This window comes from Achromobacter sp. ACM03 (genome assembly GCF_014851665.1).
GTDB classification, from domain to species: Bacteria; Pseudomonadota; Gammaproteobacteria; order Burkholderiales; family Burkholderiaceae_B; genus Achromobacter; species Achromobacter aegrifaciens.
Window position 1 is genome coordinate 38,478 of record NZ_JACVAD010000001.1, and the last position, 21,488, is coordinate 59,965.

The window sequence follows — 21,488 nt, forward strand, 5'->3', positions numbered from 1 at the left end:
CCCGTAGTGCCGGACCGGTCGCTGGTGCACACTGTCAACCGCGCCAGCATGAGCGCATCAAAAAGGGGGCGGGAGGGCAGCATGGATACACCGGACCGGCAGTTGCGCTATTTCTTGCGCATCGCGGAACTCAAATCGCTATCGCGTGCTGCGGAGGACCTGGACCAGACCCAGTCCGGGCTGAGCCGGCAACTGGCGGCGCTGGAGGCCCACGTGGGCAAGCCGCTGTTCGTGCGCACAGGCCGCGGCGTGGAATTGACCGAGGCCGGCGCGCGGCTGTTCGACGGCATCCAGCCCGCGTACAGGAACATCGACCGGGTGCTGGAGGCCGTGCGCCAGCGCGAAGGCGTGACGCAGGGCACGGTCCGGCTGGCCACCGTGCATACGCTCAGTTACTACTTCATGGCAGAAGTGGTGGCCAGTTTCGTCAGCAGCCATGAACACGTGAACCTGTCCGTAATGGGCCGCAGTTCGCCCGAGGTGGTGGCGCTGGTGGAGAGCGGCAAGGCGGACGTGGGCTTCGTCTACGACGCGGCTGTGGCTTCGGACAACCTGGCGTCGGCCACCCTGTTCGATGACGACATGTGCCTGATCGTGCGCGGCGACGTGCCCATGCAGGACGACGTCGACCTGGCCGGCATGGACCTGCGGCTGGTGGGCTTTCCGCCGCATTATGCGCTGCGCAAGATGATCCATAGCGCGGGGCTGGAGCCGGAGTTCGTGGCCGAGGCCGAAACCATAGACGCCATGCTCAAGCTGGTGTCCTCGGGCGTGGGCGCCTGTATCCTGCCATCCCGCATCCCCGACAAGCTGCTGACCGAGTACGGCCTGCGCAAGGTCCGGGTCCAGAGCCCCATCTTGCGGCGGCGCGTGGTCGCCATCACGCTGGCCAACCGCCAGCCCCTGCCGCTGGTGAGCGAGCTGCTGGCCGTCGCCCACCGCATCGCGGCGCAATAGCCGGCCTGGCGGGTCGAATAGCAGCTATGACCGTGGCTGCATGGCTGTATTGCGCATGGCTTTCCATACTGTGCATACCTCGCGCGGCGTCCGGTGGCGCCGATGGCGCGGGCATTACACAGGGGAAGACATGAGCACCGCATTACGAGAGAAATCCTATTTCGACACCCGCGCCACGCAGGAAATGGCGCACCATCTGCGCGCCGTGCCGCGCAGCATCCAGGAAACCATGGCCTATGCCTGTCGCATCCTGGCCATGACCGAGCAGGAAGCCGGGCTCGCCGGCCAGATCAGCGTGCGTTCGCAGCGCCCGGGGGCCTACTGGACCCTGCGCTTCGGGCTGGGCTTTGACGAAGCCACGCCGGCCGATTTCATCGAAGTGGACCGCGACCTGCACACGCTGACGGGCGAGGGCATGGCCAACCCGGCCACCCGCTTTCACCTGTGGGTATACGAAGCGCGGCCCGACGTGCAATCCATCATCCACACGCATTCGCCGTGGGCCTCGGCGCTGGCCGCGGCGCGCCAGCCGCTGGTGATCTCGCAGATGGACATGACGCCCTTGCACGACGACTGCGCCTTCCTGGGGGAATGGCCAGGCGTGCCGATCGCTGACCAGGAAGGGGTGATCATCTCCGGCGCGCTGGGCAAGAAGCGCGCCATCATCCTGGCGCATCACGGCTACCTGACGGCCGGCGTGTCTTGCGAAGAGGCGACCTACCTGTCGGTCTACCTGGAACGCGCGGCGCGCATGCAGATCCGCGCGCAGGCCTTCGGCCCGCTGACGCCGGTGGACGACGCGCTGGCGCGCGAAGCGCACGACTATCTGCTCAAGCCCTCGATCGTCAATGCGACGTTCAATTACTGGGCCCGGCAGACGCATGGCATTGCGCCCTTGCCGCTGCCCGCCGCCTGATACCGCGCAGCCCCATTCCTCCAGAACTTTTTTCGGGGAGTCATGATGATGACGACCAAGCCTGCGGCTGCGCGCTCGCGCCGCGATTACGTGACGGCCGGACTGGCCAGCATGATGGGCACCACCATCGAGTGGTACGACTTTTTCCTTTACGGCACCGCTGCCGCGCTGATTTTCAACAAGATCTTCTTTCCTTCCTTCGATCCGCTGACGGGCACGCTGGCGGCGTTCGCCACCTATTCCGTGGGCTTTTTCGCGCGGCCGCTGGGCGGCGTGATCTTCGGCCACTACGGCGACAAGATCGGCCGTAAATCCATGCTGCTGATCACCCTGTTGCTGATGGGCGTGCCCACCATCCTGATCGGACTGATCCCTTCCTATGAACAGATCGGCTACTGGGCCGCGGTGCTGCTGGTGCTGATGCGCTTCCTGCAAGGCATCGCGGTCGGCGGCGAATGGGGCGGGGCAGTGCTGATGGCGGTGGAGCATGCGCCGGATGGCAAGAAGGGCTTTTTCGGCAGCCTGCCGCAAGCCGGCGTGGCGCCGGGCCTGATCCTGTCGTCGCTGGCGATGGGGGCGGTCGCGACCTTGCCCGAGGCCGACATGCTGGCCTGGGGCTGGCGCCTGCCTTTCCTGGCCAGCGTGGTTCTGCTGCTGGTGGGCTGGTTCATCCGGGTCAAGGTGGCCGAGTCGCCAGACTTCGAGCAGATGAAAGAGAAGGGCGCCAAGGTCGAAGTGCCGGTGGCGGAAGTCCTGAAGCACCATCGCCGCGCGCTGCTGGTGGTGGTGGGCGCAAGGCTGGCGGAAGTGACCTGGTTCTATACCGTGGTGACGTTCTCGCTGGCCTACGCCACGGGCACGCTGGGCATTGCGCGTTCCGTGATGCTGGACGCCACGATCTGGGGCGCGGCCGTGGCGCTGTTCACCATGCCGCTGTTCGGCATGCTGGGCGACAAGATCGGGCACAAGTGGGTGTTCATGGCCGGCACCCTGGGCATCCTGGCGTGCGCGCCGGTGTTCTTCCATCTGCTGGGCACGCGGGACACGGGCTGGATCATCCTGGCGGTTTGCCTGGCGGTCGGCCTGGTCTACGCTTGCCTCTATGGGCCGGAAGGCACCTTGTTCTCCAGCCAGTTCCCGGCCGAGGTGCGCTACACGGGCATATCGCTGGCGGTACAGGTGTCCGGCGCCATCGGCGGCGGCCTGGCGCCCATCGTGGCGACCTGGCTGCTGGCCAAGGGCGGGGGCGATCCCCAGTACGTGGTGTGGTACCTGAGCATCCTGGGTGTGATCGCCCTGTTCAGCGCCTGGCTGATGCGCAGCGAGGCGCCTGCGGTTGCGGCCTTGCGGGTGCCGGCCCGCGCCAACCTGAGGACGCCATGAAGACCATCGACTATTACTTCTGGATGAACTCCGACTGGGCCTACCTCGGCGCCGACAGGCTGGAGGCGCTGGCGGCGCGCCAGCAGGCGGTGATCCGCTACCTGCCGGTGGACCTGCCCGAGGTCTACGCCCGCACCGGCGGCATCCTGCTGGGCCTGCGCGCACCTGAGCGCCAGGCTTACCGCGTGACGGAGCTGGCGCGCTGGTGCCGCAAGCTGGACATCCGCGTCAATCCGCAACCGGCCTATATGTGCCCGGATGCCAGCCTGGCTTCGCGCATCGTCATCGCGGCGGACCATGCCGGCCTGCCGGTGGCGGCGCTGTACAAGGCGATCCTGAAAGCGGAGTGGTGCGACGAGCAGGACATCTCCGACGAGGCCACCCTGCGCGCCATCCTGGCACAGCAGGGGCTGGACGCTCCGGCGCTGCTGGCCGCGGCGGCCGAGCCCGGCATCGAGGCCGTCTACCGCCGCAACACCAACGACGCGGTCGCGGCTGGGGTGTTCGGATCGCCGTCGTATGTGTACCGGGGCGAAGTGTTCTGGGGGCAGGACCGGCTGGAGATGCTGGAGGAGGCGGTGGCGGCGTAGGCTGGGAGGCGTCAGCGCGCCGTAGAGGCCGCTGCCGGCTGCTGCTGCCTGGAGTGAGCCAGGAAATCGGCCGCAACGACGATGTCTTCGTCGTTGCGGCGGTCTTCCTTCATGTAGGGGACGCGCTCGCGGAAGTCATGCCGCAACGCACCAGTGCCTGTCCCGACGGCGAAATCGGGATGCTTGGCCACGCGCAAGTCCACCGCCTGGGCGGCGTGCATCAGTTCCACCGCGAGCAGGGTGGTCAGCCGGTCGATCTGAGCGGCCACTCTGCGGCCCGTGGCGGGGGCATTGGTCCCCACGTCTTCGATATTGCCGGCCTGGGGCTGCACATCGGTGGCGATCGGCAGCGCCAGTACCCGTATCTCGGCGGCAAGCGACGAGACGGTTTTCTGGATCGGGCCATATCCGATCGAGCCATTGCCCGGGCTGAGAAACCGCGGCAGCCCGGTGAACGCCGTATCGGTCAACCGAAGCGTGCGCTGCGCCGACAACTGGGCCACCTGTGACAAGGCCACGCCCATGCTCTGCAAGGGCAGCGCCCAGGCGCTGGGATCGAATCCGGCGTTGGGAATCACGGCGCCCTGGACTGGACCCTGCGTGACGTAGAACTGCAATTCATAAGGCTGGGCATCGCTTGCGGGCCGGGCATCCAGCGCCACGGTAGGGTTGTCGTCGGAACTATTGATCTGCAGCAGCAGTTGTCGCTGCAGCAGCTCCAGCATGTCCCGGGCGGCCCCATGGGCCTGGCTCACCGTGCGAAAGCTCAACGGATCCTGCAGCGCGCGTTTCGGGTCCTGCCGCCACAGCGAGCTGCCACGCAACAGCGTGAGGATATGTTGGGCCGTGCTTACCTGTCCGTCATACGGGCGTTGGGCCTGGGACGCGGACAACAGCGGAGCGAGGTTGCCGTCCAGCCCTTCAAGCGACAGCGCGGCGACCGCATCGGCCTGGGAAAGCAGCCTGGCGGCGTCCAACGCCGCCAGCGACGCGACGGCGGCGCCATAGGCATTGGAACTGACGATGGCCAGCGCGTCTTTGCCGAAGGGTTGTATCGGCGTCAGGCCCGCCTGACGCAATGCCTGCGACGCGGGCAGGCGCTGACCGCCGTAGTAGGCCTGGCCTTCGCCCATCATCGCCAGTCCGATCTGCGGAAGAATCGTAATGTCGGCCTGCCCGACCGAGCCCTCGCCGAACATGACGGGGGTCACGCCGCGATTGAGAAACTCGGCGTACTGGCGCAGCACGGCAGGCTGCAATCCGGCGCCGCCGAACAGGGCCGTGTTCAGCCGGATGAGCATCGCGGCCCGCGTGACTTCCTGGGGCGCCTCGCTGCCGTAGGCGGCGCTGTGCGAGCGCAGCAGGTTGCGGTTGAACTGCTCCGACAGCTTGCGGACCTCGGGCGAAATCGCGCCGCCCTGGAATATGGTCTGGTCCTTGTTCAGACCCACGCCCCGGTTCAATCCGTACACCGGGCGGTCCAACCGGGCATACGCCAGCAGCAGCTCATAGGAGCGTTCCGCCCGCTGCATTGCGTCATCGGCCACCGTCACGCGGCAGCCTTGCCTGGCCACGGATTCGATCTGCGCCAGGGTCAGCGAGCGGCCGTCCAGCTCGACTGGCGCGCAGGCGGCTGCGGTGGCGGCCAATGGCCAGAGCAAGGCGCCGAGCAGGGCGGCGCCCAGTGAACGGCGGATGAGTGCGCCATGGAGGCGGGTAGGGGAGAACGGTGAGTTCAGCGTGGGCATTGCGACTCCTGGCATGACGGAAGCTACGGATGCTGTGGATGCGGCGCGCCCCGCGGACCGACTGGCGGTCCGCGGAGGAAAGCGTGCAAATGGGGGTGGGTCGGGCGTTAGGGACCGAGGGGCAGGCGCAGCAGGTCCTGTCCCAGCACTACCGGTCCCTGGAAGGTCTGCCGTGCCTGGAGCCAATGCTCCGCCGGGGCGTCGCCCGGGACCAGGTGCGACAGCACCAGCGTCTTGACGCCAGCGCGGGTGGCGACTTCGCCGACCTGTTGCGGCGTGGTGTGGGCTTCCAGCAGTTGGCGGGCCAACGCTTGCTGGCGGGCATCCCAGGGCTTGGCGCCGACGATGTGGTCGACCCAGGCCGGATCGATCGCCTCGTGCACCAGGAAGTCCGCGCCGCGGGCCAGCTTGATCAGGTTTTCGCTGACCGCGGTATCGCCGGAGAACACCACGGAACCCGCCTTGGTGTCGAAACGGTAGGCGAAATTGGGATACACCAGCCCGTGCGGAACCAGGATGGCGCTGACCTTGACGCGCTCGTCCTGCCAGACGGGGAACGGGTCCATCGGCGGGGCCGGGTCGGTGTTGGGGTCCTTGACCACGCCGTCCGGAACCTCGATGTCGTGCGCCTGGAAGAACTGCCGGATGTCCGGCACGCCTTCGCTGCGCACCCGGATGTTCAGATCGGCCGACATGCCGGCAATGACCGATTCGACCAGGTCGCGAGTCCCCGCGGAAGGATTCTCCGAGTGGATCACGGGGGCGTCCTTCATGCCAGGCGCGAGCGGCGGCAGCGCGCCGCGCCGGCCAGGCCCGTAAATCTGCATCGATGCCTTGGCGCGGCGGCGGGCGCTGGGGTCATACATGAGCAGGTTGGCCAGATCGATGATGTGGTCGGTATGCAGATGCGTCAGGAAGACGGCCTGCTCCGAGCCGGGCTTGACGCCCGCGCGGCGCAACTGGCGATAGGCGCCCGAGCCCAGGTCGACGACGTAGGCCTTGCCATCCACCAGTACGGCCGAGGATATTCCGTGCGGCGAGTCATCCCCGTACCAGGTCGGGCCGCCGGCGACCCCCAGGAGCACCAGCTCGGCCGAGCCGGGCGGTTCAGCCGCGAACGGCGCCGAACAAAAGCCGGCCAGGGTCAGGGCGGCGGCTGCGATCCATGTCTTGCGCGCGTCAAACATGGCGGCCCTGCGGAAGAAGGGTCAGCGCCACCAGTGCGACCACGCAGGCGCCCATCACGTAGAGCGCGGGCGCAAACGCCACGCCCGTGGTGTAGGTGATCCAGGTAAGAATGGCGGGCGCGAATCCGCCCAGCACCGTGACCGCCGTGTTGTACGACAGGGACATGCCCGAAGACCGGACTGCCGTGGGAAACACTTCCGACAAGGCCGCGGGGGCCACGCCCACGTACATCGCCACCATCAGGCAGAACAGCGATTGCACCACGATGAGTGCGCCCAGGGTGTGTGTCGCCTTCAGCCACATCATCAGCGGGTAGACGGCGATCAGCAGGATCAGCGCCGCTGCGCGCAGAACGGTGCGGCGCCCGTAGCGGTCCGACAGCGTGCCGGAAAATACGCAACCGCCGATCAGAAACAGATTGCCCACGAGCGCCGCCGTGAAGGCCTGTGAACTGGAGAAGCCCAGCGATTTCTGCACATAAATGGGCATGAAGATGATCAGCGCGTAGGGGCCGACCGCCCACAGCACCGACATGCACAGGCCGGTCAGAAGCTCCTTGGGGTAGTTACGCAGGACCGCCAGCAGCGGCGCCTTGACGTGGTCGCCCTGGCGCTCCTGGCGCGCCTGTTCCTCGCGGAAATGCGGCGTTTCGTCCAGCGCCCGGCGCATCCACAGACCCACCGGCGCGATCGCCAGCCCGATGATGAACGGCACGCGCCAGCCCCATTCGCCCACCTGTTGTTCGGTCAGCAGCGTGGTGACCAAGGTCGCCACCAGCGCGCCCAGCAGGTTGGAGATGCCCATGCTGGCCTGCAGCCACGAGGCATACTGGCCGCGTTTGCCCTCTGGCGCATGTTCGACCAGGAAGGCGGTGGCGCCGCCGACCTCGCCGCCGGCAGAGAAACCTTGCAGCACGCGGCCGCAGACGATCAGCAGCGGGGCGCCCACGCCGATCGCGGCATACGGCGGAGCTGCCGCGATCAGCAGCGTGCCCACGGCCATCAGCATGATGGTCAGGGTCAATGCCGCCTTGCGGCCGGCGCGGTCGCCATAGGAACCCAGCACCAACGCGCCCAGGGGACGCACCACGAAGCCCAGGCCGAAGGCCAGGAACGAGGCCATCAGTTGCACGGTGGGATCGGAGTTGTGGAAAAAGTTCTGTCCGATGTAGACAGCGAAGAGGGCATAGACGGTGAAGTCATACCATTCGAGGGCATTGCCGGCCGACGCGGCAATCACTGCCTTGCGGCCGCTGCGCTCCTGCGCCGTGGCCTGATGCGCCGGACGGCCGGGTGGAGCTCCGGCTCCCGGATTGATCGTGATGTCTTTCATTGCTTTCCCCTGGAATCATGCGTGCTTGGAGCACGCTCTGAATAAACTGAAAATGAACCGCCGCCCCTTGGCCCTGCGGCGGCACGCGCACGCCTTCAAGCATCGTGCCGCCCACGGTCGCTAGTCGCTCTGTCCAGGGCTGTTGTGGCTGTATCGGGTGGTGTCGATTCGTGCGATGTTCTTCTTGCGCACTTCGTCCAGCGCGTCTTCGTAGCCCGCATCCGCATAGCGCAGTACGCCGCTGGCCGTGTCGTTGGTCATCGACAGGCGCAGGCGCTGGTCGGCGGCCTCGGTGCCGTCCGCCACCACGGTTACGCCGGCGCTGGTCATGTAGCCGCTGTATCCGCCGCCGCCCGAATGGATCGCCACCAGGTCGGCGCTGGACGAGCAATTGATCATGGCATTGAGCAACGGCCAGTCGGCGATGGCGTCGGAGCCGTCGCGCATGTTTTCCGTCATGATGTTCGGATGGGCCATGGCGCCGGCGTCCAGGTGGTCGCGTGTGAAGGCCACGGGCCCGCTCAGCACGCCTTCGCGCACCATCCGGTTCACTTCCAGCGCCAGCTCGGTACGCTCGCCGTGGCCGAGCCAGGCGATGCGCGCGGGCAGGCCCTCGAACGGCACTTCCTTGCGCGCCAGCCGGATCCAGTTGGACACGATGAAGTTGTCCGGGAAACGTTGCAGCAGGAAGTCGTCGATCTTGCGGATGTCGTCCGCGTCGTTGGACAGCGCGATCCAGCGGAACGGACCGATGGCGCGCGCGAACAGGGGCCGCAGGAACGCCTCGGTGAAAACCGGGATTTCGAACGCGCGCTCGACGCCGCCCTGTTTCGCATGGGTGCGGATCAGGTTGCCGTTGTCGAAGACGATCGAACCGCGGTCCTTGAATCCCAGCATCGCGGTGACGTGGCGGACGATGGAGGCGCGGCTGGCGTCCATCAGCCCAGGCACGTCGCTGCGGCGCATGTCGGCCACCTGTTCGAGCGTATGCCCGGCGGGAATGTAGCCGTAGACCAGGTCGTGCGCCGAGGTCTGGTCGGTGACGATATCGGGCACGATGCCGCGGGCCAGGATTTCGGGGTAGACGTCCGCGGCATTGCCCAACAGGCCGACCGAAACGGGTTCGCGGCGGGCCTGTGCCGCCTGGATCAACTCCAGGGCTTCGTCCAGGGTGTCGGCGCGCCGTTCAAGAAAGCCTGCCTTGATGCGTTTTTCGATGCGCTCGGGGTTGATCTCCACCGTGAGGATGGCGGCATTCGCCATGCGGCCGGCCAGCGGCTGCGCGCCGCCCATGCCGCCCATGCCCGCCGTCAGGATGAAGCGTCCCCGCAGATCGTTGTCGAAGTGGCGTTCAGCGATGCGCGAGAAGATCTCATAGGTGCCCTGGATCACGCCTTGCGAGCCGATGTACTGCCAGTCGCCCGCCGTCAGTCCGCCCCAGCAGATCAGGTTGTCGCGTTCCATCTGGTAGAAGTTCTCGGCATGCGCCCACTGGCCGACCATGTTGCAGTTAGCCATGATCACGATCGGCGCTTGCGGATGCGTGCGCAGCACGCCTATGGGTTTGCCCGACTGGACGATGAGGGTCTGGTCCTCCTCCAGTTCCATCAGGGCCTGCACCATGGCGTCATGCGCGGGCCAGTCGCGCGCGGCCCGGCCCAGCGCGGCGTAGACCACCAGGTTGGCCGGGTCTTCGCCCACCGCCAGCACGTTTTCCAGCAGGCGCAGCAGCGCTTCCTGGCGCCAGCCTTTGCAGCGCAGGGTGTTGCCGCCGGGGATGTTGAATTCTCGTTTCACGCCGTTTACCTCAGGATGCCAATGCGTAGTCGGTGAAGTTCATGCCCAGCGCCTTTTCCACGATGGGATAGACGGAAGGATCCGTCACACTGGAAGACAGGGGGATGTGTTGCTTCTGCACGTGCAGCACGCTGACTTGCAGGCCCTCGCGTAGCTTGCCCGCGCTGACGGGGTTGCCGTCGCTGTCCAGCGTGGTGATCACATCCGGATAGCAGGCCACCCGTTCTCCCTGGCCGTCGGTCACCGCCATGTGTTCGTTCATCACATGGATGACGCGCTTGGAGGCGCCTTCGCCGATTTCGACGGTGCCGATGTCGAAGGCTTCGTCGGTGTAGCGCAGCGTATTGCGCACCACCTTGCCGGAAGCGATGATCTCGCCCTGCGTGGCTTTGCAGATCGCGTCGATGACCGCGCTGCCGCCGCGCGCTTGTGCGGCGATGATGGCCTCGCCCAGCGCCAGGGCCTTGCTGATGCCGCCCAGCGCTGCATGGCGGCGCACATAGGAAGCGCGTATGGGGTTGCGGCAGCTGGCGATGAAGCCGCCCGCCATGTCGGCCGCCTTGCGCAGCACCGGCGATACCTTGCCGGTGGCGCCATGGACGGTCAGCTCCATATAGGAATTGCTGGCGCGGTTGCCACCCACCGCGCACTGGATCATCGGTTCCGGGCTGCCCGCCAATCCCAGCGAACCCATGTCGCCGGTGGGGTGGGCGCGGATGTCGCCGACGGCGTCGACGACCTTGGTTCCCAGCACGGCCGAAGGCAGCCAGCCGTTCAGCGTGCTGGACATGCCGTTCTGGCCGATGATCAGCCCGTAGATCCGCTCTCCGAGCGCGTCCTGCAGCCGTTGCGCGGCCTTGACGTAGTCGATGCCCAGCATTTGCCAGTCGGTGAGCCCGCCCGGCGCGCCAATCGCGGCCGCCGTGGCGATCCAGGCGTCGTCCGGCACCTCATCCATGGTTACCAGTTCAGGGCGGCCTATGGTGACGGCAAGCGAGCCCAGCTCACGCCCATGCTCGGCCCAGCCGCCTCCGCCGCAGGCGAATACCGACCCGCCCCGAACCGCAGCCTCGACATCTTGCATCGTCAAAATTCTTCCCATGACGCCTTTCCTCCCGGTTGCTCATTTCAATGATTCCCGCAACGGTTGCGGGATGGACGGGGGATCATAGGAAGCAGCCCTGATAATGTCGTATTACCTTTTATGCTTTGTACATAACATGATGTTAATTGCTGGACGCGCTCATAGCGGAGCGGTTGGGCAGCGGGAAAAGGGTCTGAGGGATATCCCCTAGGCGCGTGATCGAGGCGCCGGGCTGATTCAGCCGCGCTGGTCGAGCTTGTGGAGCACGTCGATGAAGGCTAGCGCCAGCCGGGACAGGGGCTGGAGCGCGAGATGAAACACATTGACCGGCGCGTTCACGGTGCCGATGATCGGCAGGGTCACCACTTCCGACCAGATCGGCCCGGCTACCGTAATCTCGTCCACCAGCGCCACGCCTGCGCCAGCTTGGACCAGGGCGCAGGCGACGTGCGCCTGCTGGACCTCGATGCGCGGTTCGGGTTGTGCATGTTCGCCGCCGAACAGCTTGTTGATCAACATGCCGAAGGGAATGTCCGCGCTGTAACCGATCAGCGGCTCTTCGGCCAGATCGTGCACCGTCACGCGGCCGCGCGCCGCCAGCGGATGCCCTTTGGGCAGCACCGCCACGATCTGGTTTTCATACAGCGGCTGCCACGCCAGGCTGGGGTGTTCCACCGGCATGTAGGCCACGCCCAGTTCCACCTGTTGCGTCAACAGCGATTGCTGCATCACCGTGGGGATCAAGGTTTGCAGGACGATGCGCACTTCCGGGAATTGCCGCCGGAACTGCGCGATCGCGCGGGGCAGCAGGGACTGGCCGAGGCTGGGGCTGCACGACAGCCGCAGTTGGCCTTCGCGGTTCTCCGCAAGGTTTTCGGCGACCTCGTTCACGCGCTGCACGTTCTGGTACAGCGCCGTGACCTCCACGAACAGCCGGTGGGCCTCAGGGGTGGGGTACAGCCGGCCCTTGATGCGCTGGAACAGCATCAAGCCCAGGCGCTGCTCCGTATAGGCGATCAGCCGGCTGACCGCGGGCTGCGAAACAAACAGCAGCTTGGATGCGCCGCTGATGGAGCCGCTGAGCATGATGGCCCGGAAGACTTCGATCTGCCGCAGATTCAATTTCATATGCTTAACCTGATGTTAATTCTCACGCACATATAAGCATAAGACGTTTTGGATGGCCGCTCCTACACTGCCTGCACTCAACACAGGATGGAAGCGGTCATGAGCGATTTCGATTTGGTGGTGCGCGGCAACATCGTCGACCCGGATGGCGTGGTGATGGACGGCTGGCTGGCGGTCAGGGACGGCAAGGTCGCGGCGCGCGGCGCTGGCGAGGCCCCCGCGGGCCGCGACAGCGTGGATGCGCGGGGCCAGTGGATCGTGCCCGGCGTGGTCGACGGCCAGGTGCATTCGGGCAGCCAGCTGAACCAGGAAGGACTGGGCTGGGCATCGCGCGCGGCTGCCGCCGGCGGGGTGACGGTCATGGTCGACATGCCCTACGACGATCCGGAACCCGTGGCTTCGCGTCCGCAGCTCGACGCCAAGATCGCCGAGGTGGAGCGCGATTGCCATGTGGACGTGGCGCTGTTCGGCACCCTGAACACCCAGCACGGCGTGGCGGCCGCGGCGGGGCTTATCGAAGGCGGCGTATGCGCCTTCAAGTTTTCGACCTTCGAAGCGACCCCGGGCCGATTTCCCCGCATCGAGGAAGACGATCTGTACGCAGCCTTCCGCCTGATCGCTCCATCCGGACTGGTTTGCGGCGTGCACAACCAGATGCAGGAACTGACCCGCAAGAACATCGCGCGGCTGGTCGAGGCCGACGACACCGGCTGGGACGCGTTCATGCGCGCGCATACGCCGCTGATCGAGAACCTGGCGACGGCGCTGATCTATGAGATCGGCGCCGAAACCGGCGCGCGCGCCCATGCGGTACACGTGTCGACTTCCCGCGGTTTCGAGATCTGCAACATGTACCGCCGCAACGGCCATCGCGCCAGCATCGAAACCTGCGTGCAGTATCTGATGCTGAACCACGAAGAGCACACCCGCCGCTTCGGCGCGAAGACCAAGCACTATCCGCCGATCCGTCCCAAGGCCGAGGTCGACCTGCTCTGGACCCATATCGCCAAGGACGAATGCACCTTCGTGTCGTCGGACCATGTCAGCTGGGGCCTGGAGCGCAAGCAGAATCCGAACGTATTCAAGAACTCGTCCGGCGGCCCGGGCCTGGAAACGCTGTTGCCCGCTTTCTGGACCGGCTGCGAAGAGCATGGCATCGCGCCGTCCATGGTGGTGCGCCAACTGAGCCGCAACCCCGCGCAGCACTTCCTGCTGGATGACCGCAAGGGCTCGTTGGAGGTGGGCAAGGACGCCGACATCGTCATCCTCAAGCCGGAACGTTATGCCTTCGATCCGTCTACCAGCCTGTCGGCGGTGCAATGGAGTTCGTTCGAAGGCCGCGAGTTCACCGTGCGCGTCGCGGGCACCTGGTGCCGCGGCCAGCAGGTCTACGATGGCAAGGGCATCGTCAATCAGAAGGGCGACGGCCGCTTCCTGCGTCCGCGCCAGGCCTGAGGGAAACGGCAATGTCTGTGCAGTTTCCTCCCCTGAACGCCGAGCGCCTCTGGGCCCGCGTCGAAACCCTTTCCCGTTTCACCCTGCCCGACGTCCCCTGGACGCGCCGCGCGTTCTCGCCGTTGTTCGACGAGGCCCGCGCCTGGCTGCGCAGCGAATTCGAGGCCGCGGGCCTGGCGACCCGCCTGGATGCCGGCGGCAACCTGATAGGCACGCTGGCCGGGCGCGATCCCGCGCGCAAGCCCATCGCCACCGGCTCGCATTGCGACACCGTGATGGCCGGGGGCCGTTTCGACGGCATCATCGGCGTGCTGGCCGGCATCGAAGTGGCCCACACCTTGCGCGAGCAAGGCGTGCAGCTGGAACATCCCTTCGAGGTCATCGACTTCCTGTCCGAGGAGCCCAGCGACTATGGCATTTCCTGCGTCGGCAGCCGCGCGCTCTGTGGCCAGCTGACGCCCGACATGCTGGCGGCCCGCAATCCCGAAGGCGAGACGCTCGCGGCCGGCATCGCCCGCATCGGCGGCGACCCCTCGGCGCTGGGCGCGCCGCTGCGCGGCCCTGACGGCACCGCGGCGTTCGTCGAACTGCATATCGAACAAGGCCCGGTGCTGGAAAGCCGCGGCCTGCCTATCGGCGTGGTCACCAACATCGTCGGCATCCGCCGCGTGCTGATCACGGTGGAAGGCCAGCCGGATCATGCCGGCACCACGCCCATGGACATCCGCCGCGACGCCCTGGTGGGCGCGGCCCGCATCATCGATGCCGCCCACCGTCAGGCCAGCGCCGCCAGCGGCAATCCGCATTACGTGGTCGCCACCGTGGGCCGGTTGTCCATGACGCCGAACGCCGCCAACGCGGTGCCAGGCCGGGTCGAGCTGACGCTGGAAATGCGCAGCGACAGCGATGCCGTGCTGGACGCCTTCCCGGAAACGCTGATGGCCGGCGTGGCCACCGACCTGACCGCGCTGCGCCTGTCCGCAAGCTTCACGCAGCTAAGCCGCGCGCGGCCGACGGACTGCACGCCGTTGGTGATGGACGCGGTGCAGGCCGCCGCCGACCAGCTCGGCTACGCCTCCATGCGCCTGCCCAGCGGCGCGGGCCACGACGCGGTCTACATGGCGCCCACCGGCCCCATCGGCATGATCTTCATCCCCTGCCTGAACGGCCGCAGCCACTGTCCGGAAGAGTGGATCGAACCCGCGCAGCTGCTGGATGGCACCCGCGTGCTGTACCAGTCGGTGCTGGAACTGGACCGCAAGCTGCGGGCATGACATGGCGGGCGCCCACCGGGCGCCCGCGTCACCGCTACTTCTTCACCAGCGGGCAGGACGAGCGCGACAGCGGCATGAAGGCCTGGTCGCCGGGCAGGGTGGCCACCAGCTTGTAGTAGTCCCAGGGCCGCTTGGACTCGGACGGCTTCTTGACTTCGAACAGGTACATGTCATGCACCATGCGGCCGTCCTCGCGGATGCGGCCGTTGGTGGCGAAGAAGTCGTTGATGGGCATGGACTTCATCTGCTTCATCACCGCCGTGGGCTCGTCGGTGCCGGCTGCCTGCACCGCCTTCAGGTAGTGCATCACCGACGAGTAGGTGCCGGCCTGGCTCATGTTGGGCATTTTCTTGAGCTTGTCGTAGTAGCGCTGGGACCAGGCCCGGGTCTGGTCGTTCATGTCCCAGTAGAAGGCCTCGGTCAGCGTCAATCCGGCGGCGGCGTCCAGGCCGATGGCGTGGATGTCATTGATGTAGAGCAGCAGCCCGGCCATTTTCTGGCCGCCCTTGGTCAGCCCGAATTCGCTGGCGGCCTTGATGGCGTTGACCGTGTCGCCGCCGGCGTTGGCCAGGCCCACGATCTGCGCGCGGCTGGCCTGGGCCTGCAGCAGGTACGAGGCGAAGTCGCTGGAGCCCAGCGGGTGGCGCGATGCGCCCAGCACGGTGCCGCCGTTGGCCTTGACGACTTCGGTGGCGGACGCTTGCAAGGTGTGGCCGAAAGCGTAGTCGGCCGTCAGGAAATACCAGCTCTTGCCGCCTTGCTCGACCGTGGCGCGCGCCGTGGTGTTGGCCAGCGACCAGGTGTCGTAGGTGTAGTGCACGGAATAGGGCGAGCACAGGTCGTTGGTGATGCGCTCGGTGCCGGGTCCGCTGAACACCACGATCTTCTTTTTCTCGCGCGCCACTTCCAGCACGGCCAGCGCGGGGGCGGAGCCGGCCACGTCCATGATGGCGTCGACCTTCTGGGTGTCGTACCACTCGCGTGCCTTGGCGGCGGCGATGTCGGCCTTGTTCTGGTGGTCCACCACCATCAGGTCGATCTTCTTGCCCAGCACCTTGCCGCCGAAGTCGGCGATGGCCATTTCGGCGGCGGTCGCGCTGCCTTTGCCCGTGACGTCGGCGTACACGCCGCTCATGTCCAGGATCAGGCCCAGGCGGACCACGTCGTCGGAGATCGCCTGCGCCATGGCGCAGGGCGCGGCGGCAAAGGCGGATAACAGGGCTAGCGTGCTGCGCAACTTCAGGGAAATCCGGGGGGTTCTACGGCATTTCATGGTGGGTCTCCTTTATGCCGGATCTTGTTCGGATACTGCTGGCGCTTGGGGATCTGCTGCGGCGCTCTGTTCTGGGTTGACGCTGGCGGGTCGAGGTGGGATGCCTCCTTGTCTTGAATGTGGTCTAGCGATGGGACAGCAGGTCGAATTCCATCCGCACCTTGCTGAACGGGAACTCCAGCCGCGCGAAGTACACCACGCGGCCATCGATGCAGGCGTAGCGGCGTATTTCCGCCACGGGCGAGGACACGGGAATCTGCAGGGACTCGGCGGATTCCTGGCCGGCCTGGATCACGTTCAGCACCTGGCGCGCTTCGCTGATGCGTGCGCCGTAGTACTGGTCCAGCACCGGCGCCACGGTGCTTTTGCGGATGCGGGCGCGATGCTTGCGGAACAGCGCGCTATCCAGGAAGACCTCGCTATAGCAGAAGGGGGCGCCATCGGTCGTGTGCACCCGCCGCAAGTATTGGAAGCTGCCGCTGCGGTCGGCGCCGCAAGGCATGCCCAGCGTGTCGGGCAGGGGCGAATCGGCGTTGGACTCCACCAGTGAAACCGTGCCCAGCTGATTGCTGAGTTCCACGGTTTCGGCCCAGGTCTTGGGGATCAGCAGGGTGGGCGTTTCGGGCAGTTCGGCATTGACGAAGGTGCCCGATCCGCGCGAGCGGCGGATCAGGCCATCGTCTTCCAGCAGGCCGAACGCCTGGCGGATGGTCGCCCGCGAGATTCCATAGGTTTCCATCAGCGCTTCCAGCGGCGGGATCTGCTGGCCGGGCCGCCAGGTGCGGTTCTGGATATTGCTGCGAAACAGCGCCGCCGCCTGCAGATACAGCGGCTGGGGACTGCGCGAGAAGAGCTTGGGGTCGGGCATGTTCAGGCGGAAGGCGTCGTGGTCGGGGCCGCGAGTATGGCATCGGCCATTTCGCGCAGCCGGTGCTTCTGGATCTTGACCGAGTTGGCGCTTTCCACCGAGGGGAATGCATCCAGCACGGTAAAGCCCGCCGGCGTCTTGAAGCCCGCCATCGCGGCTTTGCACGCGGCGGTCCAGCCCGCGGGGTCGGCGGCTGCGCCCGGCTGCAGCAGCACGAAGGCATAGGGCACGGTCTTGCCCTTTTGCGTGGCGCCGACCACCTGGCAGGCGCGCACGCCCGGCAGGGTTTCGACCACCTGTTCGATTTCCACCGGATTGACCAGAAAGCCGGACAGGCGCAGCGAATCGCCCATGCGGGTCTGGAACACGAACTGGCGCGGATTCAGCGTGTAGCCGAGATCGCCGGTCTTGAAGTAGCCGTCATCCGTGCAGGCGCCGCGGGTGGCCTCGGGATTGTCCAGATAACCCTGCATCAGGCTGGGCGAGAGGATTTCGAGTTCGCCGGATTGGCCATGCGGCAGGATTTCGCCCGTGGCGGGATCGCGGGCGCGCACGCGCGCCTCGGGGTAGATCAGCGTGCCGCCGGGCTGGTGGCGCGCGGACACGTCGCCCTCGGCGGGATCGCGCGGCTGGCCGGCGACCAGGGCCACCAGCTCGCTGGAACCATACAGGCCGGTCAGCGGCACGCCGGCCTCGCGGGCCAGGTCCAGCATGTTGTCCAGCGCCGGCGTGAAGCTGGCGAAGCCAAACAGCCGTACCGAGGCGAAGTCGCCTTGGGCTCCCGCCCGCATCATGCCGACCAAGGCCTCGTTGTTGGCGTAGGTGTGCGTCACCGCGTGGCGGCGCACCGCTGCGGCGGATTGGGCGGCGTCGAACACCGGCGCGCAGACCACGGGCGCGCCTTGCGCCAGCCCGCCGACCAGCGTCGCGAAGCCAAAGGCGCCGCAGAACGGCGCGCTGGCGAGTACGCAGCTTCCCTCGTCATAGCCATAGGCCCGCGCCACGGCCGCGCCGTGGTTCAACAGGGTGCGCTGGTCGTGCAGCACGAACTTGGGCTTGGAGGTGGTGCCGGACGTGGTGAAGCACAGCACGCCCGCATTGGGCTGGGCCGGCGGCGCTGTGTCGGTGCAGGACTGCAGGTCCTGGTAGCGGTGCGCCGGCTTGCCATGGAAGCTGGGGGGCAGCGCTTCGTCGGCATTCGTCAGCGCGATCACGCCTTGCAGGCGCTCCAGGTGTTCCGGCGCCGCTTCGCCCAGGATGCCCTGGAAGTCTATGCCCTTGAACCCCGGCCAGAACACCAGCCAGTCCGCCTTGCCGCGTCCCAGGATGTCGGCCAGCTCCAGCGCCCGGAAGCGCGTGTTGACCGCCAGCACCAGCGCGCCCAGGTGCGCGCAGGCCAGGAAGGATTCCACCCAGGCGGCGCAATTGGGTAGCCAGACCGCCACACGCTGTCCCGGGCGCACGCCGATGCGGGCAAGGCCGGCGGCCAGCGCGCGGCTTTGCGTCCGCAGTTGCGCGGCGCCGATGGGTTGGTCCTGGTCGATCAGCAGCGGCGCATCGGGCCGGCGCGCGACCAAGGCGTCCAGGTGTTCGGAGAACGTCGAGTACGGCATGTTCATGGCTTACACCGTGGCGATGGGCGTCACGGGAGAACCCACCGCGCCAGGCATGCGCAAGGGCGGGGCAGTCAGCAGGAAGCGGCTGCGGCCTTGCGCATGCAGCCAGTCGGCCAGGTCCTTCAGGTACCAGAGTTCGGCCAGCGGCAGGCCCAGCTTGAAGAGGCAATGGTGGTGCAGCGGCAGGATGGAGTGGCCGGGGCCGGAGGTGCGCGCCGGATAGGCTTCGACCGCGTAGTTGTCGGCGCAGATCGCGGCGATGCCGGATTGCGTGATCCAGTCCAGCAGCGCCGGGTCGGAGCCGTCCAGCACGGCGCCGGTCTGCTCCAGCTTGTGCGGATCGGGCTGGCCGTCCATGGCAACGATCGCCTCGGCAAAGCCCGTGCGCAGCACCAACATGTCGCCGTGTTCGACCGTCACGTTCTGTGCCCGCATGGCGGCCTGCAGGGCGGCCAGGTCGACGACCGTGCGGCCGGGGCCGTAGGCGCGCGCCAGGTCCACCAGCACGCCGCGGCCCTGCATGCCTTTTTCGGCGTAGCGGTTGATACCCAGCTTGCGCGCGTACGAGCCGCCGGGCGGGCAGCAGGCGTCGTCCGATTTGTCGGGATCCGCGCCGCCGAACACGTCCACGCCGGCGGCGTAGCCGTTGTAGTAGACGCGACGCGCCTGGCCATCGCCCTGGATGTCGAACAGCGCGCCCACGTGGCACAGGCCGTCCCACTGGGTGGAGTACTGCATGGACAGCGTGACCTGGTCGTCGGACAGCACGTCCACGGCTTCGGGCTGCACCTGCGACATCTGGAAGTTCAGGTAGGGCGTGCCTTCGCGGAAGGTGGGCTTGAGCATCGGCGCGTGGCGGCGCGGGTTCAGCACGTTGCCGCCAGGCAGGTCCAGCGGCAGGGACAGGCAGAACACCTTGCCCGTGCGCACTTCGCGCACCGCCTGCAGCACTTTTTCCTCGGTCAGCAGGTTCAGGCGGCCGATCTCGTCATCCGGGCCGAAGTCGCCCCAGGTGGAGCCTTCGGGGCGTTGGGTCCAGCGTTTCATCTGCTTGTCTCCTGGAGGTTTTCTATGTTCTTATGAATATAGTACGTATTTACGTACTTTAAAAAGAAATCCGCAATCAGCGGGTTCGATAGGAGACAAGCCCATGACGCAATTCCTGCAGCGCAGGTTGGCGATCACTGCGCCGGCCCTGGCCGCGCTGGCCTTCCTGACCTTGCCCGCGGCCCAGGCCGCCGGCTATCCCGATCATCCCGTGACCGTCGTCGTGCCGTATCCGCCGGGCGGCGGCGCCGACATCTTTGGCCGCGCCATCGCTCACGCGCTGGAGCCGGGCCTGAAGCAGACCGTGCTGGTCGAGAACAAGCCCGGCGCGGGCGGCAATATCGGCATGGCCTACGTGGCGCGCGCCAAGCCCGACGGCTACACGCTGGGCCTGGGCACCATCGGCACCCAGACCATCAACCAGTTCCTCTACAACAACATGGCGTTCGACCCCGAACGCGACCTGGTGCCCATTGCGCTGGTGTCCACCACGCCCAACGTCATCGCCGTCAGCGCCAAGTCGCCCTACAAGACGGTGGCCGACGTGATCAAGGCGGCCCAGCAGTCCAAGGACAAGAAGCTGACCTATGCGTCGCCGGGCATAGGGTCCTCGGTGCATCTTACCGGGGCCTATTTCGAGGCCATGGCCGGCGTGACCATGCTGCACGTGCCTTTCAAGGGCACGTCCGCCTCGCTGCCGGCGGTGGCGGGCGGGCAGGTCGACCTGCTGTTCGACAACCTGCCGGGCGCGCTGGCGCAGATCAAGGATGGCAATCTGGTGCGGGGCGTGGCGGTCACGTCGGCCGCGCGCGACGCCTCGGTGCCCAACCTGCCCACCGTGGCGGAATCGGGACTGCCGGGCTTTGACGTCACCGCCTGGTTTGCGCTCTACGCCCCGCGCAATACCCCGGAACCCGTGGTCAAGCAGTTGATCGAAGCCGCGCGCAGCGGGCTGAAGAATCCGGCCGTCGCGGCCAACTTCGCCGGCATGGGCGCCAAGCCCGGCACGCTCTTCGGCGCGGACCTGGCGGCCTTCGAAGCCGGGGAACGCAAGAAGTGGGGCGGACTCATCAAGGACAAGGGAATCACCGCGCAATGAAAACGCCCACCGCACTGGTCACCGGCGGCAGCCGGGGCATAGGCCGCGCCATCGTTGCGCGCCTGATCGAAGATGGCTTCGAGGTCGTCAACTTCAGCCGCGGCGCGCCCGCAGCGCTCCTGCCCGGCGAAACGTTCCGTTCGGTCGACCTGGGCGACCCTGCGGCCACGGTGGCCTCCGCGCAGGAGTTGGCGGCCGAGCGCCAGGTCCTGCATCTGGTCAACAACGCCGGCATGATCCAGGTCGCGCGCATCGGGGACGTGACGCAGGAACAGATGGCGCGGATCATGGCGCTGAACGTCACGGCGCCGGTGCTGCTGATGCAGGCCCTGCTGCCCGGCATGCGGGCGGCGGGCTACGGGCGGGTGGTGAACATCGGCAGCCGCGCCGCCCTGGGCAAGGACGGGCGCACGGTTTACGGCGCTTCCAAGGCGGCGCTGGCCGGGATGACACGCACCTGGGCGCTGGAGCTGGCGGGCAGCGGCATCACGGTGAATACCGTGGCGCCCGGACCCATCGCGACTGAACTGTTCAACCAGTCCAACCCACCGGGCGCGCCGCAGACGCTGGCTTTGGAGGCGGCGATCCCGGCGGGGCGCGTGGGCCGACCCGAAGAGGTCGCCCATGCCGTGTCCATGTTCATGGACCCGCGGGCGGGCTTCATGACGGGACAGATGCTGTATGTGTGCGGGGGAGTGTCGGTGGGGCTTGCCGGCTAGCCGCTTGTTGCGTT

At 67.0% G+C, this 21,488-nt stretch carries 18 protein-coding genes; 8 read left to right on the top strand and 10 right to left on the bottom strand.

Features of this window, described 5'->3' with window-relative positions:
* The first annotated feature begins 81 nt into the window (after positions 1 to 81).
* From IB257_RS00180 to IB257_RS00195, 4 genes are all read left to right on the top strand, one after another.
* A complete protein-coding gene (locus IB257_RS00180) occupies positions 82 to 957 on the top strand; it encodes a LysR family transcriptional regulator (RefSeq protein ID WP_119451795.1) in 876 nt (291 codons plus the stop codon).
* Between the two features lie 130 nt (positions 958 to 1,087).
* Positions 1,088 to 1,873: an aldolase gene (locus IB257_RS00185; protein WP_054459111.1), complete on the top strand. Its 786-nt coding sequence runs from the start codon at positions 1,088 to 1,090 to the stop codon at positions 1,871 to 1,873.
* Positions 1,874 to 1,918: 45 nt separating this feature from the next.
* Positions 1,919 to 3,256 (top strand): MFS transporter, encoded by a 1,338-nt coding sequence (locus IB257_RS00190; protein ID WP_082401350.1) that lies wholly within the window; start codon positions 1,919 to 1,921, stop codon positions 3,254 to 3,256.
* On the top strand, positions 3,253 to 3,846 hold the full coding sequence (locus IB257_RS00195) for a 2-hydroxychromene-2-carboxylate isomerase (RefSeq protein ID WP_119451794.1): 594 nt from the start codon (positions 3,253 to 3,255) through the stop codon (positions 3,844 to 3,846). The genes IB257_RS00190 and IB257_RS00195 overlap by 4 nt, the downstream gene beginning before the upstream one ends.
* Before the next feature lie 11 nt (positions 3,847 to 3,857).
* Here IB257_RS00195 and hutH read toward each other — a convergent pair whose 3' ends face one another.
* The 6 genes from hutH to IB257_RS00225 form a co-directional block, all read right to left on the bottom strand.
* Positions 3,858 to 5,594, bottom strand: a complete 1,737-nt coding sequence (hutH, locus tag IB257_RS00200) for a histidine ammonia-lyase (RefSeq protein WP_192354113.1) — start codon at positions 5,592 to 5,594, stop codon at positions 3,858 to 3,860.
* Between the two features lie 107 nt (positions 5,595 to 5,701).
* Entirely contained in the window at positions 5,702 to 6,781 is a 1,080-nt protein-coding gene (locus tag IB257_RS00205) for an MBL fold metallo-hydrolase (RefSeq protein WP_175182220.1), read from the bottom strand.
* Positions 6,774 to 8,114, bottom strand: a complete 1,341-nt coding sequence (locus IB257_RS00210) for an MFS transporter (protein ID WP_054459118.1) — start codon at positions 8,112 to 8,114, stop codon at positions 6,774 to 6,776. The genes IB257_RS00205 and IB257_RS00210 overlap by 8 nt, the downstream gene beginning before the upstream one ends.
* Positions 8,115 to 8,234: 120 nt before the next feature.
* Complete coding sequence (locus IB257_RS00215) at positions 8,235 to 9,911, bottom strand: urocanate hydratase (RefSeq protein ID WP_192491693.1); 1,677 nt, start codon at positions 9,909 to 9,911, stop codon at positions 8,235 to 8,237.
* A gap of 10 nt (positions 9,912 to 9,921) precedes the next feature.
* Positions 9,922 to 11,013 (bottom strand): DUF917 domain-containing protein, encoded by a 1,092-nt coding sequence (locus IB257_RS00220; RefSeq protein WP_175182222.1) that lies wholly within the window; start codon positions 11,011 to 11,013, stop codon positions 9,922 to 9,924.
* Positions 11,014 to 11,232: 219 nt separating this feature from the next.
* Positions 11,233 to 12,123: a LysR family transcriptional regulator gene (locus IB257_RS00225; RefSeq protein ID WP_054459123.1), complete on the bottom strand. Its 891-nt coding sequence runs from the start codon at positions 12,121 to 12,123 to the stop codon at positions 11,233 to 11,235.
* Positions 12,124 to 12,222: 99 nt separating this feature from the next.
* On the opposite strand from IB257_RS00225, the gene IB257_RS00230 reads away from it, so the two are divergent.
* The gene (locus IB257_RS00230; protein WP_125473084.1) at positions 12,223 to 13,578 is read left to right on the top strand and encodes a dihydroorotase family protein; all 1,356 of its coding nucleotides are present in this window, start codon (positions 12,223 to 12,225) and stop codon (positions 13,576 to 13,578) included.
* A gap of 11 nt (positions 13,579 to 13,589) precedes the next feature.
* Positions 13,590 to 14,852, top strand: a complete 1,263-nt coding sequence (locus IB257_RS00235) for a Zn-dependent hydrolase (protein ID WP_192491694.1) — start codon at positions 13,590 to 13,592, stop codon at positions 14,850 to 14,852.
* Positions 14,853 to 14,886: 34 nt separating this feature from the next.
* Here the strand turns inward: IB257_RS00235 and IB257_RS00240 are convergent, their stop codons facing one another.
* The 4 genes from IB257_RS00240 to IB257_RS00255 all read right to left on the bottom strand — a co-directional run bounded on the left by IB257_RS00240 (position 14,887) and on the right by IB257_RS00255 (position 19,656).
* Positions 14,887 to 16,125 (bottom strand): ABC transporter substrate-binding protein, encoded by a 1,239-nt coding sequence (locus IB257_RS00240; protein ID WP_054453748.1) that lies wholly within the window; start codon positions 16,123 to 16,125, stop codon positions 14,887 to 14,889.
* 124 nt (positions 16,126 to 16,249) lie between these two features.
* Complete coding sequence (locus IB257_RS00245) at positions 16,250 to 16,993, bottom strand: GntR family transcriptional regulator (protein ID WP_119449196.1); 744 nt, start codon at positions 16,991 to 16,993, stop codon at positions 16,250 to 16,252.
* 2 nt (positions 16,994 to 16,995) lie between these two features.
* Entirely contained in the window at positions 16,996 to 18,612 is a 1,617-nt protein-coding gene (locus tag IB257_RS00250; protein ID WP_370540080.1) for an AMP-binding protein, read from the bottom strand.
* A gap of 3 nt (positions 18,613 to 18,615) precedes the next feature.
* Entirely contained in the window at positions 18,616 to 19,656 is a 1,041-nt protein-coding gene (locus IB257_RS00255; protein WP_175164494.1) for a cyclase family protein, read from the bottom strand.
* Positions 19,657 to 19,759: 103 nt separating this feature from the next.
* Here IB257_RS00255 and IB257_RS00260 point away from each other — a divergent pair, with 103 nt between their 5' ends.
* Positions 19,760 to 20,755, top strand: a complete 996-nt coding sequence (locus IB257_RS00260) for a tripartite tricarboxylate transporter substrate binding protein (protein WP_175164493.1) — start codon at positions 19,760 to 19,762, stop codon at positions 20,753 to 20,755.
* Positions 20,752 to 21,474 (top strand): SDR family oxidoreductase, encoded by a 723-nt coding sequence (locus IB257_RS00265; protein ID WP_054453757.1) that lies wholly within the window; start codon positions 20,752 to 20,754, stop codon positions 21,472 to 21,474. Before IB257_RS00260 ends, IB257_RS00265 begins: the two co-directional genes overlap by 4 nt.
* Positions 21,475 to 21,488 lie beyond the last annotated feature (14 nt).

Coding starts and splice junctions, on each gene's coding strand:
- IB257_RS00225 (WP_054459123.1), bottom strand. CDS start 12,123: ATGAAATTGAATCTGCGGCAGATCGAAGTCTTCCGGGCCATCATGCTC.
- hutH (WP_192354113.1), bottom strand. CDS start 5,594: ATGCCCACGCTGAACTCACCGTTCTCCCCTACCCGCCTCCATGGCGCA.
- IB257_RS00230 (WP_125473084.1), top strand. CDS start 12,223: ATGAGCGATTTCGATTTGGTGGTGCGCGGCAACATCGTCGACCCGGAT.
- IB257_RS00185 (WP_054459111.1), top strand. CDS start 1,088: ATGAGCACCGCATTACGAGAGAAATCCTATTTCGACACCCGCGCCACG.
- IB257_RS00265 (WP_054453757.1), top strand. CDS start 20,752: ATGAAAACGCCCACCGCACTGGTCACCGGCGGCAGCCGGGGCATAGGC.
- IB257_RS00220 (WP_175182222.1), bottom strand. CDS start 11,013: ATGGGAAGAATTTTGACGATGCAAGATGTCGAGGCTGCGGTTCGGGGC.
- IB257_RS00250 (WP_370540080.1), bottom strand. CDS start 18,612: ATGAACATGCCGTACTCGACGTTCTCCGAACACCTGGACGCCTTGGTC.
- IB257_RS00240 (WP_054453748.1), bottom strand. CDS start 16,125: ATGAAATGCCGTAGAACCCCCCGGATTTCCCTGAAGTTGCGCAGCACG.
- IB257_RS00205 (WP_175182220.1), bottom strand. CDS start 6,781: ATGTTTGACGCGCGCAAGACATGGATCGCAGCCGCCGCCCTGACCCTG.
- IB257_RS00245 (WP_119449196.1), bottom strand. CDS start 16,993: ATGCCCGACCCCAAGCTCTTCTCGCGCAGTCCCCAGCCGCTGTATCTG.
- IB257_RS00195 (WP_119451794.1), top strand. CDS start 3,253: ATGAAGACCATCGACTATTACTTCTGGATGAACTCCGACTGGGCCTAC.
- IB257_RS00180 (WP_119451795.1), top strand. CDS start 82: ATGGATACACCGGACCGGCAGTTGCGCTATTTCTTGCGCATCGCGGAA.
- IB257_RS00190 (WP_082401350.1), top strand. CDS start 1,919: ATGATGACGACCAAGCCTGCGGCTGCGCGCTCGCGCCGCGATTACGTG.
- IB257_RS00235 (WP_192491694.1), top strand. CDS start 13,590: ATGTCTGTGCAGTTTCCTCCCCTGAACGCCGAGCGCCTCTGGGCCCGC.
- IB257_RS00260 (WP_175164493.1), top strand. CDS start 19,760: ATGACGCAATTCCTGCAGCGCAGGTTGGCGATCACTGCGCCGGCCCTG.
- IB257_RS00255 (WP_175164494.1), bottom strand. CDS start 19,656: ATGAAACGCTGGACCCAACGCCCCGAAGGCTCCACCTGGGGCGACTTC.
- IB257_RS00210 (WP_054459118.1), bottom strand. CDS start 8,114: ATGAAAGACATCACGATCAATCCGGGAGCCGGAGCTCCACCCGGCCGT.